Here is a 17,174-nt window from a genome sequence, read left to right on the forward strand (position 1 = left end):
CTGGTGTGAAAGTGCTGGTCACAGCCACTCGTTGAGGACTGCGACCAGCACGGTCGCCTCGAAGCGGACGGCGAGTTTGTCGTATCTCGTGGCGGCCGCGCGGTGACGTTCGAGTCGATTGATTCCGCATTCAACCGCGTGACGCTCGCGGTAGTCGGTCTTGTCGAACTTCGGCGACCGACCACCTGCGGAGCCGGGATTCTCCCGGTTTCGGACCCGGTCCGCAGGGACCGGGATCGTCGCCTTGATTCCACGTCTGCCCAGGTGGGTGCGGTTCTTGCGGGAGTCGTACGCCTTGTCGGCCCGAGCTCTGTCCGGATGCTTGCGCGGTCGTCCCAGGCCGAGCCAGGGCACTCGGATCGCCTCCAGGACTGTCTCGAATTGAGGGGAATCACCTCGCTGACCGGCCGTGATCACGATAGCCAGGGGCTTTTGCCCCTGCTCGACAGCGAGATGGATCTCGCTGGTCAGCCCACCCCGGGAGCGACCGAGCCCATGGCCGACCGGCTCGACGAACACCCCGCCGGGCGATTCCTTCTGGAGGTCCCCCTTTTCACCGCCCCGGCGGCGTGCTGGTGGGCCCGGCAGACAGTGGAGTCCACGTTCACGTTCCAGCTGATCAAGCCTTTCGCATCTCCCTCCGCCTGGAGTTGAGTGACGGTCCGGGCCCACGTCCCGTCCCGCTGCCGGCGCCGGAACAGGTCATAGGCCGGTCCCACGGCCCGTACCGTTCCGGCACGTCACGCCACGGGGAACCGGTCCGGGTCCGCCACCGAATGCCGTCTGTCAACTGCCGCCGAGTCCATACCGGCGGACGGTCCGACTTGATGCCCTGCGGCAGCAACGGCACAAGCCGGGCCCACTGGTCGTTTGTCAGATCACCACGTCCCACGAGACGTGATCATTCACGACCAAGATCCACTTTCGCAATAGACCCTTAGCCGGTGTTCCGGGGCGTATGTAGCCGGCTGAAGCCCGCCTCCAGGGTGTGGAGGGTGACGGTGCCTCCGCCAAGCATCTCGGCCTTCTGACGGAGCTGGTCCACGACCACCGGGCTCGGCCGGCCGTACACGTCGATGGATCTCATGCGGATGAGTGCACCGAATTCGCGGAACTTCGGTCCGCCGAGCTCCATGTGGAACTCCATCGACGCCGAATCAGGATGGACGGCTACGACGGTCATCGTGGACTCGGAGTCATCGATGTAGAAGTGGTAGGCGATCAGCTGGGGCTCGCGCGCCTCGACGAACGTGGCCAGGTCGCGCATGCCGTTCTTGACCTCCGCGATTTTGCCCTCGCGGATGTACGAGCGGTCAACGTAGTAGATGGGTTCCGTCATGGCACCGGAACCTATCGCCGGACGCCCGTCCGGCCCGCTCGGCGCGCGGTCCCCCCTGCTCGCACCCCGCAATGCACCGGCTCCCGCATTGGCAACAGGCCCCAGGCGCAGTCGCGCCGGAGCGGACGGCATTTCTTTGCGACAATCGGAGACCAACTGTTCGTTCCTCCCGAGGAGTTCTCATGAGACGTCGTCGTCCTGCCTTCGCCCTCCTGGCGGCTGCTGCTGCGGTCGTCGTGGCCGCGCCGACCGCTTCCGCGGCACCGGGTGTGCCGGCGTTCCTCGACCCGGCGGAGCTGCCTCCGCGGGCGGGGGCAGCCTGGCACGGCGGCGCGGTGACGAGTGGTGTGCCGGACCCGCTGCCGTTCTGCGTGGGTGAGGCGCTGCCAGGTGCGACCTCGCGGCACCGGGCGTTCTGGACGGACCTCGACACGAGCGCCGTGCAGGTGACCGTGGTCGAGCGCGACGCGTCGCGCGCCGAGGCGCTGGCCGGGTTGCTCGACAAGGCGGTCAAGGACTGCGCGGGCAAGGTCGAGCAGGAGGACCCCGGGACGCGCGCCACCTGGCGCGACCTCGGCAGGGTTCAGGTGGCGGACGGCGCCCACGTCCAAGGGGTGCAGACGACACGCGCCGAGACGGGCAGCGACGTCCACCTCTTCTCCGTGGGACGGGACGGCCGGACGGTGACCGTCGTGCACTGGGGGCAGATGGGCACGTTCAAGGACGCCCCTGTCAGCGGCTTCAGGAACACGACCCGCACTGCGGTGAACAAGCTCTACTGAACGACAGGCCGGTGTGATCATCGATTCCGGACTCGCGTGCGATGCCGGTGATTCCCACCGGCATCGCACCAGCGGCCGACCGCACCGATCGCCAACCGTCATGTACGAGGTGGGCCAGGACCGCATCGAACGGGTCTGGTCCGCAACCTGACCCCGGCCCCGGGCGCCATACCCGGCCTCACCTGCCTGCCTGCCTGCCCACCACCGAGATCCGTCATGGGCGGACCGTCAACACCACACACACCGTACGGACTCGGTGCGGTGAGCACTTGAACCCCGCCAACCCGCTCCGGTACGGCTCCGACATGCCCTCGTTGTATCCCAATTGGGGACGTGGTGAGACGTGGCGACGGGTCTACTTGTGCGGCAGGTGGTGCTGATACCGCGCCCGGGTGGGTAACATCCCGCAGCAATACACCAGTCCAGGTGAGGGAGCGGTCATGACCGACGAGATGGACGGCGCCAACATCCAGGCTCAGTACGCAGCGCAGTTCGCAGCTGACCTGGAGAAGAACGAGAAGGAGCAGGAAGCTCTCCGCGCTCGCCTTCAGACGCTGGAGACCGAGCACGCGTGGCTGTCCGGCATGCGGAGCACGGTCGCTGGTCAGCAGGGTGGCTCGGGAGAGGCGGCCGAGGCACCGGAGAAGACCGGCAGCACGGCGACTGCAGGAGCCGTACCACGGGCACGTCGGGCGAAGAAGCCGGCTGCTTCCCCGGGCCGCCGGAAGAAGTCGGCGCAGGCCGGAAGCGCAGGCACGGAGCAGGCCGCACCGGCAGCACCGGCAGCACCGGCGGTGCGCGCCAGGAAGGGCGACGGACCCACGCTGGGTGAACTGATTCTCGGCGTTCTCGGCCGGCACGGTCAGCCGCGTATGGTCAGCGAGATCGTCAAGGAGCTGGATCAGGCTCACCCGGAGCGTGTCGTGAGCGGCCCGGTGGTGCGCAGCACGGTGGAAGCCCTCGTCGCCAAGGGCCGCCTGGAGCGCGAGCGCAAGCAGGGCTCCGTGTTCTACACCGCGCCCGCGACCGAGGGAAACGCGGCGCCGGACACAGCAGGCCCTGCAGCGGAGCCTGAGGCCGAAGCAGCCGCGGAGGCGACCGCGGCCGCAGCTGAGGCCTGAGCGGACCGTTGCGCGTCGTGTGCGCTCCGGACGGCCGTGCGGGCGCATACGCAAGCGCGAGTTCAAGCGACACGTCGGATGCTGATGAGGGCCTGTTCCATGCCAAGGCCGAGGGGGTCAGCTCCGGCGGGTCGCATCAAGGCGATGACGCCGGTTCGCTCGACGTCGCCGCATTGACAGCACAGCTCCTCCGGACCGACCGAATATCCGGGGCCCGCCGAGCGGCCCCCGAGGCGCTGCGGGCGGTCAACTCTGCCAGGCGTCACGTCGAGGCTTCGCACACGCTCCACCACGAGGCGCTGACTGAGCTCCTCCAGGTGGCTGCATGGATCCTCTTCGACGCCGAACAGCACCGCCTGTCCCATGTCCTCAACCACCAAGCACTGAAACTGTCCCGCCGACTTCCCGGGGAACGACGCTCCATCGAATTGCTGATTCGCTCGGTGCTGTGTCTCCAGCAGGCGCATCTGGGTCATCCGGGCAACTCCCTGCGCATCTCGTCAGCCGTCCTGGCCCGGCAGGACCTCCCGGAGCGGGTAGCAGCGATCTTCTACGTGCGCGAGGCGCGTGCCTACGCCCAGCTGCGGCGGAAGAAGGAGGCTCTTCGGTCCCTCAGCGCAGCCGAGGAACTCTTGGGCGACGGCCCCTCCGACCGTGACCCCTCCTGGGCTTGGTGGTTCGACCGCACCGAGTTCACCGGTCACCGAGGGCTGGCCCTGGCCGACTTGGGCGACCTCGAAGCTGCCGCCTCCCATCTTCACGATGCGACGGCAACCAGCGAGGCCCCTGCCTACCGCTCCCTCTTCTCCGCCGAACTGGCGGCCACGCTGGCTCGGGCCGGCGCCTGGCGGGAAGCGGACACATGGCTGTCGCCCCTCGTCGAGACCGTGCCGCAGATGGGCTCGGTGCGGTCCCTCAACTCGCTCATGCGTGCCACACACATCATCAACCGGGGCCATTGCGTCCCCCGCGGCCTTCGGAACACGGGGAGGCATCTCACCGAGCTCCTCCACCAGCAGGACGTCCGGCTTGTGACCGGCCCGGGCAACCGCTCTGCTCTTCCTTAGGGTCAAAGATCGTCCAGCAGCTCCCCGGACGGGTGGGCCTTCCGGAGCCTTCCGGAGCTTTCCGGTGTCCCGGCGTGCAGACGTGCAGACGTGCAGACGGAGCGATCCACGCCACAGCACCGGGGCAGGCTGTCACTTTGTGTTACCATCAAACGTTTGCACGTTCCTGATCGTCGGCTGTCAGTCGGCTGTTGATCGTCGGTTCCTCGTTCCTGCCGGGCCTTCCTCGGTACGTTCCCCCTACGGAAGGCTCTTCATGAACCACCCGGACCGCCTCGACACCTCGCACGACGACCTCGCCCGGACCGTGGCCCCCACCCCGCCCGTGGCCCCGGCCGCCTCCTTCGCCGAGCTGGAGCTGCCGGCCGCGGTGCTGCGCACGCTCACCGAGCGGGGTCTGCGCGAGCCCTTCCCGATCCAGGCGGCCACGCTGCCGAGCGCTCTCGCCGGACGTGACGTCCTGGGGCGCGGGCGCACCGGCTCGGGCAAGACGCTCGCCTTCGGCCTGCCGCTGCTCGTGCGGACGGCCGGGCGGCGCGCGGAGCCGAAGCAGCCCCTCGCCCTGGTGCTGGTGCCCACCCGGGAGCTGGCCCAGCAGGTCAGCGAGGCGCTCGCGCCGTATGCGGACGCCCTGCGGCTGCGGATGGCCACGGTCGTCGGCGGCATGTCGATCGGCCGGCAGACCGCTGCGCTGCGCGACGGGGCCGAGGTCGTCGTCGGCACCCCCGGCCGCCTGCACGACCTCATCGAGCGCAAGGCCTGCCGCCTGGGGCGGGTACGGATCACCGTCCTCGACGAGGCCGACCAGATGTGCGACATGGGCTTCCTGCCGCAGGTCACGGAGGCGCTCGACCAGGTGCACCCCGACGGCCAGCGGCTGCTCTTCTCGGCCACCCTGGACGGTGACGTCGACCACCTGGTCCGCAGCTACCTCCACGACCCCGTCGTCCACTCGGTCGACCCCTCCGCGGGCGCGGTCACGACGATGGACCACCACGTGCTGGTCGTCCACGGCCCCGACCGGTACGCGGTCACCACGGAGATCGCCGCCCGCGACGGCCGCGTACTGCTGTTCCTGGACACCAAGCACGCGGTCGACCAGCTCACCCGGCACCTGCGGGCCAGCGGGGTGCACGCCGCGGGCCTGCACAGCGGCAAGTCCCAGCCGCAGCGCACACGGACCCTCGCGCAGTTCAAGAACGGCGAGGTCACCGTCCTGGTGGCCACCAACGTCGCGGCCCGTGGCCTGCACGTCGACGACCTCGACCTCGTGGTCAACGTCGACCCGCCCACCGACCCCAAGGACTACCTGCACCGTGCCGGGCGCACCGCCCGGGCCGGCGAGTCCGGCCGCGTCGTCACGCTGGTGCTGCCGGGTCAGCGCCGCGAGGTGAGCGAGCTGATGGCCGGCGCCGGAATCGAGGCGAAGACCACCAAGGTGCGCTCGGGTGAGGCGGAGCTGAGCCGGATCACCGGGGCCAAGGCCCCCTCCGGCACCCCGCTCGACGGCGGGCCGGCCGTGCCCCGGGCCAAGAACACCAACACCCCCTTCCGCGGCCTGGGCAGCAGCAAGGACACCTCCCGCGGCACCGGCGGCAAGTCCCGCAAGGCCACCGAGGCCCGTAAGCTCGCCGAGGCCCGCAGGGCGGCCCGGGTCCGCCGCGGCGGCTGAGAAGCCCTGCGGATCTCGTCCGGCCGGTTCCACGTGTGCACCGGCCGGAGCACACGTGCAGGTCGGAGCACACGTGCACGCCGTCAGGGCTTGCCCGGCTTCCGCCCCACTCGACGACGGCGCAGCGGAGCGCCCCGCGGCCCGGTCCTCGGCGTAGCCTCCGTCATCGTGTGCGTTCCGGCCGCAAAGCGCATCCGCCGGCAGTGCGCCGCAGGACTGTGGTCGACCGGGCCCGGTCTCCTCGCTTATGTGAGCGTGTGGCTCAACGTCCTGGCGATCCCGTTCGGGCTCGTGTCCCTCGCGATGGCCCACACGCCCGGCGCTACCTGGGGTGGCGGCGACTGCGGATGAGCACCGGCTCGTTCCGAAAACTGACTCACCATGATCGCTCCGCAAAACCGGAACCGGGACCGAACAACGGACAGCACCCCGAAGGGGTGGTGACGGTCCGTAAGGCGGAGTGGAACGGCCTGTAGCGACGCGGGCCGATCATTTCCCGCGATCACTTCCCGCGCACGGCCTTTGCCCCGGCATCCCCAGCGAACACGCACGGTCACCGGCAGGGCGGTTTTCCCCGTGGAACCGATCACGGTCGATTATGCAAGGCCGCCAGGACGCGACCCGTAGCCCGTCAGCCATACCCGTCAGGCGTGGTTGTGCGACGCGACGCACGCCGGGCAGAGTGGATCAGGGCCGCGTCAGGTATGAGAGGTTCCTTCAAGTACGTCGAGCATCCTCCCTATTCTTCCCTGTCTGTTGTAGTTCGAAGGCTAGGCTTCTGTGAGAGTACGTGTAGGTGGCAGCTGGAGACCCCCTGAGCAGGCAGTACGAGGGGCAGGTGCGGGACGAGCGGGAGCACTGTCCGCAAGCCTGGACGCCGCGCACCGTCACCCCGCCTTCCGGCCCGCCGCCGTACAGAGATGCCGGACCTTGAGCCCCAGGCCCTACAGGGCCGGCGGCTGAACCGCCGGCGCCCCATGGGGCGGCGGGACCGGGCCGAGCCGGCTCCGTAACTCGTACGCGAGCCTGGCTTCACCCAGGGCGGGAGTACCGGCCGGCAGACGACGCCCCGCTCCGGCCCGGGCCGGAGGCGCCTTCGAGAACCCGTCCCTCGCCCCGCATTTACAGGCATTCAGCCGGACAGCGGCGGGGACCGCCTCCGCGATCCTCACCCCTTGCTGTCACCGCCCCATCACCATCCCATCACCATCCCCACCCCCATCACCCGAACAGGAGCTCACTTCATGCTGCCCGCAATGCCGCACGACGCACGCGAACAATTCCTCGCCGCCCCTCACGTCGGCGTCCTGGGCGTCACCGATCCCCGGGGCGGCGACCGTGCGCCCCTGGTGGTGCCGGTCTGGTACGGCTACGAGCCGGGCGGTGAGATCGTCGTCGAGACGGGCCGGGAGACGGTCAAGGCCCGGCTGCTGCGCGCCGCGGGCCGGTTCAGCCTCTGCGTGCAGGACGAGCGACGGCCGTACCGCTACGTCAGCGTCGAGGGCCCCGTCACCTCGATCGAGGACCCGATCGACCCGGCCGTGCGCGAGGCGCTGGCCCAGCGTTATCTGGACCCCGACGAGGCGCGCGACTACCTGGCGGCGACCTCGGACCAGCTCAAGCACGACATCGCCTTCCGCATGCGTCCCCAGCGCTGGCGCACCGCGGACTTCGCCGCCTTCGCCGCCGACTTCGCCGATGCCGGTGCCGATGCCGGTGCCGGTGCCGGAGCCGGAGCCGAGGCCGGGACCGACGCCGGCTGACCGCCGCCGTCCCGCGTGACCCCGCACGTCGTCCCGTACACCCCTGCACACCCCGTACACAGTCCGAACGAGAAGGACCCGAGAACCCGATGACCGACACCACCGTTTCGCCATCCCTGTTCCCCCGCCCCACATCCCTGGCGGACGGCACGCCCCCGGCCGGCTACCCCCGGGACCGCAGCCTGACCGAACTGTTCGCCGCTCAGGCGGCCGCCCGGCCCGACGCACCGGCGGCCCGGCACGGGGAGCGCACCCTGACGTACGGGCAGCTCGACGCCCGTTCGGACGCTCTGGCGAAACGATTACTCGCACAGGGTGTCGGGCCGGACGACCTGGTCGGCGTGCGCGGCAGCCGCTCGCTGGAGGCGCTGGTGGCGTTCCTGGGCATCCTCAAGGCCGGCTGTGCGTACGTACCGCTCGACGAGGACCTGCCGCCGGCCCGGCTGCGGGCGATGGCGGAGGACGCCGGACTGCGCGCCGCCGTGACCTTGCCGGGCAGCGCACGCCCGGTGCGCGGCCTGCGCGTGAACATCGGGCTCGGCGAAGGGGACAAGGGCGGGGACGGGCACGGGAACGGACACTGCGACGGGCACTGCGACGGGCACGGTGACGGGCACGGGAACGGCGCCCCGGGGCCCTTCGCCGGGCCCGCCCGCACCCGGTCCGCGACCGACCGCGCCTACGTCGTCTTCACCTCCGGCACGACCGGCCGGCCCAAGCCGGTGGCGATACCGCACCGGGGCGTGGTCCGCCTCGTCCTGTCCGAGCCCGAGCTGCCGCCAACGGGTCCGGACGACCGGGTCCTGCACGCCTACGGGCTGTCCTCCGACGCCTCGACGATAGAGATCTGGGGCGCGCTGATCACCGGCGCGTGCCTGGTCATCGCCGACCGGGAGGAACTCCTCTCGCCCCACGCCCTGGAGCGGCTGCTCCGCACGCAGGACGTGACGATCGCCTACCTGACGACGAGTGTCTTCCACCTCGTGGCCCGCACCCGCCCCGAGGCGCTCTCCGGGCTGCGGTTCGTCTCGGCCGGCGGCGAGGCGATGGACCCGCGGCTGGCGAACGCCGTCCTCGCGGCCTGCCCCGGTACCACGGTGGTCAACTTCTACGGTCCGACCGAGAATTCGGTGGTCTCCACCGCCCACGTGCTGCGCCCGCTGCCCGAGGACGCCGCGCACGTCCCCCTGGGCCGCCCCTTCGGCGCCTCCGTCTGCCACGTCCTGCGGGCGGACGGCACGCCCGCGGCGCGCGGCGAGGAAGGCGAGCTGTACGTCGGCGGGGACGGGCTGGCCCTGGGCTACCTCGGGGACCCGCAGTTGACCGCCGAGCGTTTCGTATCGATACCCGCGGTGGAGCCGGACGGCCTGCTGTACCGGACCGGCGACCGGGTGCTGTGGACGGCCGACGGCCTGCTGGAATACCGGGGACGGCTGGACCGTCAGGTGAAGCTGCGCGGCATCCGCATCGAACTGGACGAGGTCGAGGCGCGGCTGCGGGCCCACCCCGCGGTCGGCGAGGCCGTCGTCGAGGCGGAGGAGGGGGCGCTGACCGCGTACGTCACTCCTGCCGAGCTCGGTCAGCCTCTCCCCCTGCCGGATCTACGCGCGTATTGTGCGCAGTGGCTGCCGCCGCAGGCCGTCCCGGTGCTCGTGCCCATGGGTCACTTCCCGGTGACCAGCGGCGGCAAGGTGGACCGCGCCCGGCTCAAGGCCGCCGCCCCGGACCTCGCAGCCGCCCCGGGCCCGGAAACCGCCTCCGACTCCGACTCCGCCCCCGCAGACGGCGCAAATGCCCACGGCGCGAAGGCCGACGACACGAAGGCCGACGGCGTGAAGGCCGACGACACAACAGGCGACAGCCTGCTCGGCGTCCTGGCCGAGGTCTGGCAGCAGGTGCTGCGCGTGCGCCCCGCGCCGCAGGACGACTTCTTCCTCCTCGGCGGCGACTCCCTGCTCGCCTCCGAGGCCGTCACCCGCACCCTCGCCGCCCTGGACCTGGACGCCTCCCTGGGCTCCGGCCTGATCAGGGCGCTGCTGGCCGCGCCCGCGCTGGAAAGCTTCGCGGCGGCCGTATGTGCGGCACGCGGCGGATCCGTGTCGACGGCCGGTCCGGCCGTCGACTTCGAGAAGGAGACCGGTCTCGGCTTCGACCTCCCGCCCGCCGAAGGACCGGCCCCACGCCCCCGGGACCCGCAAAACGTCCTGCTCACCGGCGCCTCGGGGTTCGTCGGCGCCTTCCTCCTCGACCGGCTGCTGCGCTCGACCGCGGCGCGCGTCCACTGCCCGGTACGGGCGTCGAGCCGGACGCACGCCGAACGCCGGGTGCGCACCGCGCTCGCCCGCTACGGCCTGCACCCCGACGAGGCCGCCTGGCAGCGCGTGGAGTGCTTCCCCGGTGACCTGACCGAACCCGGACTGGGCCTGGCGGACGAGCACCGGGCGAAGCTGAGCCGCACACTGGACCTGGTGGTGCACAACGGCGCCCGCGTCAACTTCCTCTACCCGTACGAGGAACTGCGCCCGGCGAACGTGGACGGCACCCGGGAGGTCGTCCGCATCGCGGCGCCGCGCCGCGTGCCGGTGCACTTCGTCTCGACGGTCGCCGTCCTCGCCGGGTTCGGCCCGGCAGGCGCGCGCGAGGTGGACGAGGACCTGCCGCTGGCCCACGCCGACGGGCTCACCATGGGCTACGCCGAGAGCAAGTGGGTCGCCGAAGGGGTGCTGCGGCAGGCGGCGGAGCAGGGGCTGCCGGTGGCGGTGTACCGGCCGTACGAAGTGACGGGTGACCGGACGCACGGCGTGTGCAACACCGAGACGGCCATCTGCTCGCTGTTCAAGACGATCGCCGAGACGGGGCTGGCTCCCGACATCGAGCTGCCCATGGACTTCGTGCCGGTGGACCACCTCGCCGAGTCGATCGTCCACATCGCCGTCAACGAGCCGGCCGACGGGCGCGTCTACCACCTCACCAACCCGCGCCCGGCGATGCTGTCGGACGTCCTGGAGCGGATGCGCGCGGCAGGCTTCCCGCTGCGGATGCTGCCGTACGCGCAGTGGGTCGGCGAGCTGGTGCGGCACGTCGCCGAGCATCCGACGAGCGCCACGGCCCCGTTCGTGTCCCTGTGCGTCGACCGCAGCCGTACGGCGGACATGTCCGTCAAGGAGATGTACCTCAAGGACACGTTCCCGGTGCTGGGGCGCCGCAATGCCGAAGCCGCGCTGACCGGCAGCGGGCTGGACTGCCCGCCGGTCGACTCCGACCTGCTCGACCGCTATCTGGACTACTTCTTCACTTCGGGCTACATCGCCCGTCCCGCCGGCGACTCCGCGGAGGCCAACGCATGAGTGACCTGGACACCGCAACGAACGACCTCGGAACCCCTGCGGACGGCCTCAGAGCCGTCATGAGCGACCCCGGAGCCGGCATGGGCACCTCCGAAGCCCTCATCGAGGTCCCGGCCGTGGAGCCCGGCACCGCCGGACCGCCGTGCGCCTACGCCCGGCTCCGCACCGAACAGCCCGTGGTCAAGGCCCAGCTGCCCAACGGTGAGACGGGCTGGCTGATCAGCCGGTACGCGGACGTGCGGGCCGCGTTCGCCGATCCCCGCCTGGAGCGCCCGCTGCTGTCGGCCTGGCCGCCCCGCGAGGGCGACGACGCGCCGCCGCCGTGCCTGCCGACGTTCCTGGAGATGACCGGGGAACACCACGAGCGGGTGCGCCGCACCGTCCTGCCGCTGTTCGGCCGCCGACGGCTGGAGTTCATGGGCCCGCGGATCCGGGCCATGGCGGAGGAGCTGCTCGACGAGATGGTGGCCGGGGCCCCGGACCGTACGGCGGACCTCGTCTCCGCGTACGTCGAGCCGCTGCCGCTGCGCGTGCTGTGCGAGACCGTCGGGCTGCCGCACGAGGATCGCGACCTCTACCTCCCGCACACCCTCACCCTGCTCAGCGCCTCCGGGCTGTCGATGGAGGAGGTGCTGGCGGCGCTGTACGCGCTGCAGGACTACGCGTCGGAGCTCATCTCCCGCAAGGAGCAGGAGGGCGAGGGCGAAGACTACGTCCACCTGCTGCTGGCGGAGAGCCGTCGCCCCGGCAGCGAGCTGACCCGGGACGACGTCGTGAGCTTCGTCGTCACCATGCTCATGGCCGGTTACAAGACCAACATGCAGCACACCGGGAACGCCCTGTTCACCCTGCTCACCCACCCTGATCAGCTGCGGCGGCTGCAGGAGGAGCCGGCCGGCATCGGTAGCGCCGTGGAAGAGCTGCTGCGCTACATCCCGCTGATGAACGCCATCAACATCCTCGTCGCCAAGGAGGACTTCATCCTGCACGGGCAGCACATCCGCGCCGGCGACGCGGTCGTCCCCGTACCGGCGTCGGCCAACCGCGACCCGGAGGCGTTCGCCGACCCCGACCGGCTCGACCTCACCCGGTCGCCCAACGCCCACGTGGCGTTCGGTCACGGCCCGCACACGTGCACCGGCGGGCACCTGACCCGGCTGCAGCTCGCCACTGCGGTCCAGGTGCTGCTGGAGCGTCTGCCCGGCATCGAGCTCGCGGTGCCGGCGGAGTCGGTCCCCTGGGACGAGACGACGCCGCTGCGCGCACCGGCACGGCTGCCGGTGCGCTGGTGACCCTGCCTGCTCCACCCGCTCCCTCTTCTCCATCGGCTCCGCCGGAACACCGCACCGCTCTCGCTCGCCCCGGAAGAAAGGCTCGTACGACGTGACCGCACCGCAGCCGCCCGTGACCGACGACGCTCCGCACGAGGAGCCGCTCCCGCACTATCCGTTCAGCACCGACGGCGACCGTCTCGCCCCCGAGCTCGCCGAACTGCGCGGCCGCTGCCCCGTGGCCCGGGTGAGCACCAACTCCGGCGGGGAGGCGTGGCTGGTCACCGGCTACCAGCTGACCCAGCACGTGCTGCGGGACCGGTCCTTCGCACGCTCCGTGCTGGGCGAGGCCGACAGCCCCACGCAGGACGCCCAGATCCTGGCGCCCGAACTGCTGGACGCCATGAACCACCTGCAGAAGGCCGGGCTGCGCGACGAGGTGCTCCGGGCGCTCGGCCGCAACCAGCCGGAGCTGCCCGCCGACTGGGTCGCCGAGGTCACCCGCGAGGGCCTGGACGCGATGGTCCGGGAGGGCTCACCGGGCGACCTGCAGCGGCACTTCGCGGAATGGGTCGCAGCCCAGTGCATGTGCCGGCTGCTCGGCCTGCCCTTCGCGGACCGCGAGTGGCTGGCCCGGCGGGCCGACATGGACCTGACGATGGTCACGTACACGCCGGAGGAGCTCGCCCGCAACTGGGAGGAGATCCGTGTCTACATGCAGGAGCACATGGACGGCCGCCGCCCCGGCGAGCCGCGCGGCCTGGCGGATCGCCTCGCCGACCTCAACGCCGAACAGGAGGGGCTGACGGGCCGGCAGCTGTCCAACATCGTCTCGGTGCTGTTCGTCAGCGGCTACGAGGACTTCGCGAGCTTCCTGGGCGTGGCGGCCGTCAACCTCCTGCAGAAGCCGGAGGTGATGAGCGCGGTACGGGCCCGCCCGGAGACCATGCCGCAGTGCGTGGAGGAGCTGCTGCGGTACAGCGTCGTCCTGGGCAACGCCATCCCGCGCTACGTCACCAAGGACACCGAGCTCGGCTCCGCCTCCCTCAGCGAGGGCGACCTGGTGCTGCTGTCCCTTGACGCGGTCAACTTCGACCCGGCCGCCTTCACCGACCCCGAGTCCTTCGACCCGGACCGCTCCCCCAACCCCCACCTGCGGTTCGGCTACGGTCGCCACCACTGCCCCGGCGCGCACCTCGTCCGCCGCCAGTCCGAGACGGCCTTCCGCGTCCTCCTCGACCGGCTGCCCGGCATCCGCCTCGCGGTACCGGCGGCGGAGGTGCCCTGGCACCCCAACCGGATGGCGATCATGGCGTCCGGGATCCCGGTCACCTGGTGAGGTCGCGGTAGAGCGGGTCGGTGAGTTCCGAGCACACGTCGCGGCCCACCGCGGGCCGCGACAGCAAGGAGCGCCGGGTGATCTCGGTGAAGGACAGGTCGATCTGCGGGACACCGTAGGAGATGAGCCTGGCGACGGACGTCCCGTAGGCGACGGCCCGGACCCCCGCCCACAGGAGCGCCCCGGCACACATCGCACACGGTTCGGCGGTGCTGACCACCGCGTACCCGGGGAGGTGGCGGCCTGCTGCGGCGGCCTCGCGCAGCAGGCCGGTCTCCGCGTGGGCGGTGTCGTCGCCGGACAGGTCGGTGGTGTTCCGCGCCCCGGCGACCACGGCGCCGCTGCCGGCGTCGAGCAGCACGGCCCCGAAGGGCCAGCGCGCCCGGCGGGCCCACTCCACGGCGACCGGCATGGCGTGCACCGCGGCCTCCTTCAGATGGGCGGGCCACTCGCCGATCCACTGTCTCCCCTCGGCGGACCGTGCCGGGAAGCCGTCTGCACCGGACTCCGCGTGTGCGGCCGGAGCGAGCGCTCCAAGTGCCGGGATCGGGGCCGCGGCGGCCGCGGTGCGCAGGAAGTGACGCCGGGATGCCTGCCCGTGTGAAGGAGTCATGTCCTTCTCTATAGCGGCCCGGGCCGCGCGAGACCGGCACGACCGGAGAACTCGGCCGTCGGAATGGCGAAGCCCACAGCAACCACGCATCAAACTCTTGGCCGACTGCCGGACGTCCGTAGTAGGTTCGCCTTCGGAACGCATGGCGTTTCGAAGGCGCATCGAAGGGAATTCACGTGTCCCAGCAGACCTGGACCGCCGTCGACGACTACTTCAACGGCCTGCTGGTCGAGGAGGACGACGCCCTTCGCGCGGCCGTCGCGGACAGTGCGGCGGCGGGTCTGCCCGCGCACCAGGTCGCCCCCAATCAGGGCAAGTTGCTGAACCTGCTGGCGAGGCTCCAGGGCGCCCGCACGGTTCTGGAGATCGGCACGCTCGGCGGTTACAGCACCATCTGGCTCGCCCGGGCCCTGCCCGCGGACGGCCGCCTGGTCACTCTCGAAGCCGACGGGAAGTGTGCCGCCGTAGCCTCCGCGAACATCTCCCGCGCCGGGCTGGAGCACGTCGTCGACCTTCGCGTCGGCAAAGCCGTGGATTCACTGACCCGGCTGGCGGACGATGGCCAGGGCCCGTTCGACCTGGTCTTCATCGACGCCGACAAGCCGTCCAACCCGGCGTACCTGGAGTGGGCGTTGAAGCTCACCCGGCCCGGCAGCGTCATCATCGGCGACAACGTCGTCCGTGACGGCGCGGTCACCGACCCGGCCAGTGCCGACCCCCACATCCAGGGCGTCCGCCGCTTCACCGAGCTGATCGCGGAGCACCCCCGCCTCACCGCCACCGCGATCCAGACCGTCGGCGCCAAGGGCCACGACGGCTTCGCCCTCGCACTCGTCACCCGCTAGAGAGCCGGAGGGGCATGGCATGGCCCGCGTCGTCGAGATGTCGTACTACCCCGTCAAGGGGTGTGCCGGCGTGGCCACCCGGGAGGCCGTCCTGACACCCGCCGGGCTCGCGCACGACCGGAGCTTCATGGTCATCAGCGAAGAGGGCGTCTTCCGCTCCCAGCGCCGGGACCCCCGGCTGGCCCTGATCCGGCCCGCCGTCAGTGACGACGGCGAACTGCTGACCCTTCGCGCGCCGGAGACCGACGCGGTGGACCTGCCGGTGGACGCCTCGGGCCCCCGCCTGCCGGTCGACCTGTTCGGGACCGCCTACCAGGGCATCGACCAGGGCGACACAGCCGCCGCATGGCTCTCCGACGTGCTCCGCGCACCCAGCCGCCTGGTGCGCGTGCCGCCGGAGCACCGCCGGGTGACCGACGGCAGAACACCGGGTACTTCCGGCTACGCCGACAGCTGCGCCCTGCACGTCATCTCGCGCTCCACCCTCGACCTGCTCAACCACAAGCTGGCCGAACGCGGCACGGCGCCGCTGCCCATGAACCGCTTCCGCCCGAACATCGTGATCGACGGCTGGGACGAGCCCCATACCGAGGACCGGGCCCACGCCTTCAGCATCGGTACGACCGAACTGGGCTACGCCAAGCTCGCCATCCGTTGTGCCGTCACGCTCGTCGAACAGGAGTCGGCGAAGAAGGCGGGCCCGGAACCGCTGCGCACCCTCGCGGGATACCGGCGGGCCGCCGAGGGCGGAGTCGCCTTCGGTACGAAGCTCGCCGTGCTCCGGCCCGGCAAGGTCTCCGTCGGCGACGACGTGGCCGTCACCTCCTGGGGCGAGTCCGAGCTGTACGGCTCCCACGACCGCCCGGCCGAACCGCCGAGCGGTCCCGGCGGCCCGGCGGGCACCATGACCGCCGCGGCGCGCCCGTCAGTAGCCGACGGTGAAGCGGCGCTGGACGAAGCGCGGTAGTTCCGCCTCGTCGATCAGGGCGACAGCGGCGTCCTCCGCCGAGATGCGGCTGCGTCCCCCGGCGTCCACGACCACCTGGTCGCCGCCCACCCGGAACCGGCCCGTGCGCTCGCCGGGGGCGATGTCCTCGGCGGGGCTGAAGTAGGTCCACAGGCGGTTCGACGTGCGGAGGACGTTGAGGGCGTCGCGGTGACCGAGGGCGGCGCCGCACCCGAAGCGGCGCACCGCGTCTGCACGGGCATCACCGCACTCGCGGCAGCCGCCTGGCCTCACGCCGGACGCCTCTACGAGGGCAGCGACTTCGAGTGGTCCGACTTCGACGACGGACTCCTCGCCAAGGTCCGCCCGGCCTTCCCCGAGCTGCCGCCGGCCGCCGTCGCGCTCGCCCTGCGCATCTGGGGGCACCTGCACGGTCTGATCTCACTGGAGGTCTACGGCCACCTGCGCGCCCAGACCACCAGCCCGGACAAGCTCTTCCGCCAGGAACTCACCGCCCTCATCCGGTCGCTCGGCATCGCACCGGGCAACTGATGGGCGGGACCGCCGGGCTGACGGCCGGGACCGCCCGGCTCGTTCAGCCCCGGTAGGCGCGGGCGAGGGCAAGGGAGTCCTCGTAGATGCGGTAGGCGGTGATGCGCCCGTCGCGGACGGTGAAGCGCATGACGAACTCGTCGTCGTAGACCGCCCCGGTGGCGTGCATGCGAAAGACGAACCGGCCGTTCACCAGGACCTGGTCCGGGCCGAGCGCCGTCATCCCGTACAGCTCGAAGTCCTTCCGCTCCCCCGCACCGGCGAGCAGGGGGAACCACTCGCGCATCGCCGCGTGCCCGGTGCGCCGGCCCGCCCAGGGAACCAGCGCGGCGTCACCGGGGACGAACCACTCGACCTCCGGGTCGAGCAGAGCGAACACCGCGTCCATGTCACCGTGACCGAATGCCTCGAAGTACGCCTCGACGGTGTGAAGTGCGGTGGCCGGGAGGGAGGTGGAGGTGCCGGTGGAGGCGGAGGCGGAGGCGGGCGTAGTCATGGGGTCCTCGTTTCGTCGTCG

General features: G+C 71.3%; 15 protein-coding genes and 1 pseudogene. 11 read left to right on the forward strand and 5 right to left on the reverse strand.

Annotated elements, in window-relative coordinates; translation table 11 throughout:
- Positions 1-18 precede the first annotated feature (18 nt).
- Both NQU55_RS24610 and NQU55_RS24615 read right to left on the reverse strand, forming a co-directional pair.
- Positions 19-892, reverse strand: a pseudogene (locus tag NQU55_RS24610) (IS5 family transposase).
- A gap of 45 nt (positions 893-937) precedes the next feature.
- On the reverse strand, positions 938-1,339 hold the full coding sequence (locus tag NQU55_RS24615) for a hypothetical protein (RefSeq protein WP_256791147.1): 402 nt from the start codon (positions 1,337-1,339) through the stop codon (positions 938-940).
- Between the two features lie 182 nt (positions 1,340-1,521).
- Between NQU55_RS24615 and NQU55_RS24620 the strand changes: the two genes are divergently transcribed.
- The 8 genes from NQU55_RS24620 to NQU55_RS36895 all read left to right on the forward strand — a co-directional run bounded on the left by NQU55_RS24620 (position 1,522) and on the right by NQU55_RS36895 (position 13,701).
- Positions 1,522-2,121, forward strand: coding sequence for a hypothetical protein (locus NQU55_RS24620; RefSeq protein ID WP_168096132.1), 600 nt, complete (start codon positions 1,522-1,524; stop codon positions 2,119-2,121).
- 440 nt (positions 2,122-2,561) lie between these two features.
- Positions 2,562-3,242: a hypothetical protein gene (locus NQU55_RS24625; RefSeq protein WP_256791148.1), complete on the forward strand. Its 681-nt coding sequence runs from the start codon at positions 2,562-2,564 to the stop codon at positions 3,240-3,242.
- 17 nt (positions 3,243-3,259) lie between these two features.
- Complete coding sequence (locus NQU55_RS24630) at positions 3,260-4,309, forward strand: NsdA family TPR-like regulatory protein (protein WP_168096130.1); 1,050 nt, start codon at positions 3,260-3,262, stop codon at positions 4,307-4,309.
- A gap of 256 nt (positions 4,310-4,565) precedes the next feature.
- Positions 4,566-5,981, forward strand: a complete 1,416-nt coding sequence (locus tag NQU55_RS24635; protein WP_256791149.1) for a DEAD/DEAH box helicase — start codon at positions 4,566-4,568, stop codon at positions 5,979-5,981.
- Between the two features lie 1,256 nt (positions 5,982-7,237).
- Positions 7,238-7,744, forward strand: a complete 507-nt coding sequence (locus NQU55_RS24640) for a pyridoxamine 5'-phosphate oxidase family protein (RefSeq protein ID WP_240976894.1) — start codon at positions 7,238-7,240, stop codon at positions 7,742-7,744.
- An 89-nt stretch (positions 7,745-7,833) separates the two neighbouring features.
- A complete protein-coding gene (locus NQU55_RS24645; protein WP_256791150.1) occupies positions 7,834-11,091 on the forward strand; it encodes an amino acid adenylation domain-containing protein in 3,258 nt (1,085 codons plus the stop codon).
- On the forward strand, positions 11,088-12,383 hold the full coding sequence (locus tag NQU55_RS24650) for a cytochrome P450 family protein (protein WP_256791153.1): 1,296 nt from the start codon (positions 11,088-11,090) through the stop codon (positions 12,381-12,383). The genes NQU55_RS24645 and NQU55_RS24650 overlap by 4 nt, the downstream gene beginning before the upstream one ends.
- A gap of 91 nt (positions 12,384-12,474) precedes the next feature.
- On the forward strand, positions 12,475-13,701 hold the full coding sequence (locus NQU55_RS36895) for a cytochrome P450 (protein WP_168093197.1): 1,227 nt from the start codon (positions 12,475-12,477) through the stop codon (positions 13,699-13,701).
- Here the strand turns inward: NQU55_RS36895 and NQU55_RS24660 are convergent.
- Positions 13,691-14,314 carry a nucleoside deaminase gene (locus NQU55_RS24660; protein WP_168093198.1) on the reverse strand — a complete coding sequence of 208 codons (624 nt, stop codon included), beginning with the start codon at positions 14,312-14,314 and terminating at the stop codon, positions 13,691-13,693. The two genes, NQU55_RS36895 and NQU55_RS24660, sit on opposite strands and share 11 nt — an antisense overlap.
- 176 nt (positions 14,315-14,490) lie before the next feature.
- On the opposite strand from NQU55_RS24660, the gene NQU55_RS24665 reads away from it, so the two are divergent.
- Entirely contained in the window at positions 14,491-15,159 is a 669-nt protein-coding gene (locus NQU55_RS24665) for an O-methyltransferase (RefSeq protein ID WP_168093880.1), read from the forward strand.
- Between the two features lie 19 nt (positions 15,160-15,178).
- On the forward strand, positions 15,179-16,126 hold the full coding sequence (locus NQU55_RS24670) for an MOSC domain-containing protein (protein ID WP_168093879.1): 948 nt from the start codon (positions 15,179-15,181) through the stop codon (positions 16,124-16,126).
- Here the strand turns inward: NQU55_RS24670 and NQU55_RS24675 are convergent.
- Positions 16,085-16,351 (reverse strand): NAD(P)-dependent oxidoreductase, encoded by a 267-nt coding sequence (locus NQU55_RS24675; RefSeq protein WP_372504798.1) that lies wholly within the window; start codon positions 16,349-16,351, stop codon positions 16,085-16,087. The two genes, NQU55_RS24670 and NQU55_RS24675, sit on opposite strands and share 42 nt — an antisense overlap.
- On the opposite strand from NQU55_RS24675, the gene NQU55_RS24680 reads away from it, so the two are divergent.
- The gene (locus NQU55_RS24680) at positions 16,316-16,657 is read left to right on the forward strand and encodes a TetR-like C-terminal domain-containing protein (protein ID WP_256791154.1); all 342 of its coding nucleotides are present in this window, start codon (positions 16,316-16,318) and stop codon (positions 16,655-16,657) included. The genes NQU55_RS24675 and NQU55_RS24680 overlap by 36 nt on opposite strands.
- Positions 16,658-16,700: 43 nt before the next feature.
- Here NQU55_RS24680 and NQU55_RS24685 read toward each other — a convergent pair whose 3' ends face one another.
- Positions 16,701-17,153: a nuclear transport factor 2 family protein gene (locus tag NQU55_RS24685; protein WP_168093878.1), complete on the reverse strand. Its 453-nt coding sequence runs from the start codon at positions 17,151-17,153 to the stop codon at positions 16,701-16,703.
- Positions 17,154-17,174 lie beyond the last annotated feature (21 nt).

The sequence above is a fragment of the Streptomyces telluris genome (assembly GCF_024519335.1).
Classification (GTDB): domain Bacteria; phylum Actinomycetota; class Actinomycetes; order Streptomycetales; family Streptomycetaceae; genus Streptomyces; species Streptomyces telluris.

Coding starts and splice junctions, on each gene's coding strand:
- NQU55_RS24615 (WP_256791147.1), bottom strand. CDS start 1,339: ATGACGGAACCCATCTACTACGTTGACCGCTCGTACATCCGCGAGGGC.
- NQU55_RS24620 (WP_168096132.1), top strand. CDS start 1,522: ATGAGACGTCGTCGTCCTGCCTTCGCCCTCCTGGCGGCTGCTGCTGCG.
- NQU55_RS24625 (WP_256791148.1), top strand. CDS start 2,562: ATGACCGACGAGATGGACGGCGCCAACATCCAGGCTCAGTACGCAGCG.
- NQU55_RS24635 (WP_256791149.1), top strand. CDS start 4,566: ATGAACCACCCGGACCGCCTCGACACCTCGCACGACGACCTCGCCCGG.
- NQU55_RS24640 (WP_240976894.1), top strand. CDS start 7,238: ATGCCGCACGACGCACGCGAACAATTCCTCGCCGCCCCTCACGTCGGC.
- NQU55_RS24645 (WP_256791150.1), top strand. CDS start 7,834: ATGACCGACACCACCGTTTCGCCATCCCTGTTCCCCCGCCCCACATCC.
- NQU55_RS24650 (WP_256791153.1), top strand. CDS start 11,088: ATGAGTGACCTGGACACCGCAACGAACGACCTCGGAACCCCTGCGGAC.
- NQU55_RS24660 (WP_168093198.1), bottom strand. CDS start 14,314: ATGACTCCTTCACACGGGCAGGCATCCCGGCGTCACTTCCTGCGCACC.
- NQU55_RS24670 (WP_168093879.1), top strand. CDS start 15,179: ATGGCCCGCGTCGTCGAGATGTCGTACTACCCCGTCAAGGGGTGTGCC.
- NQU55_RS24685 (WP_168093878.1), bottom strand. CDS start 17,153: ATGACTACGCCCGCCTCCGCCTCCGCCTCCACCGGCACCTCCACCTCC.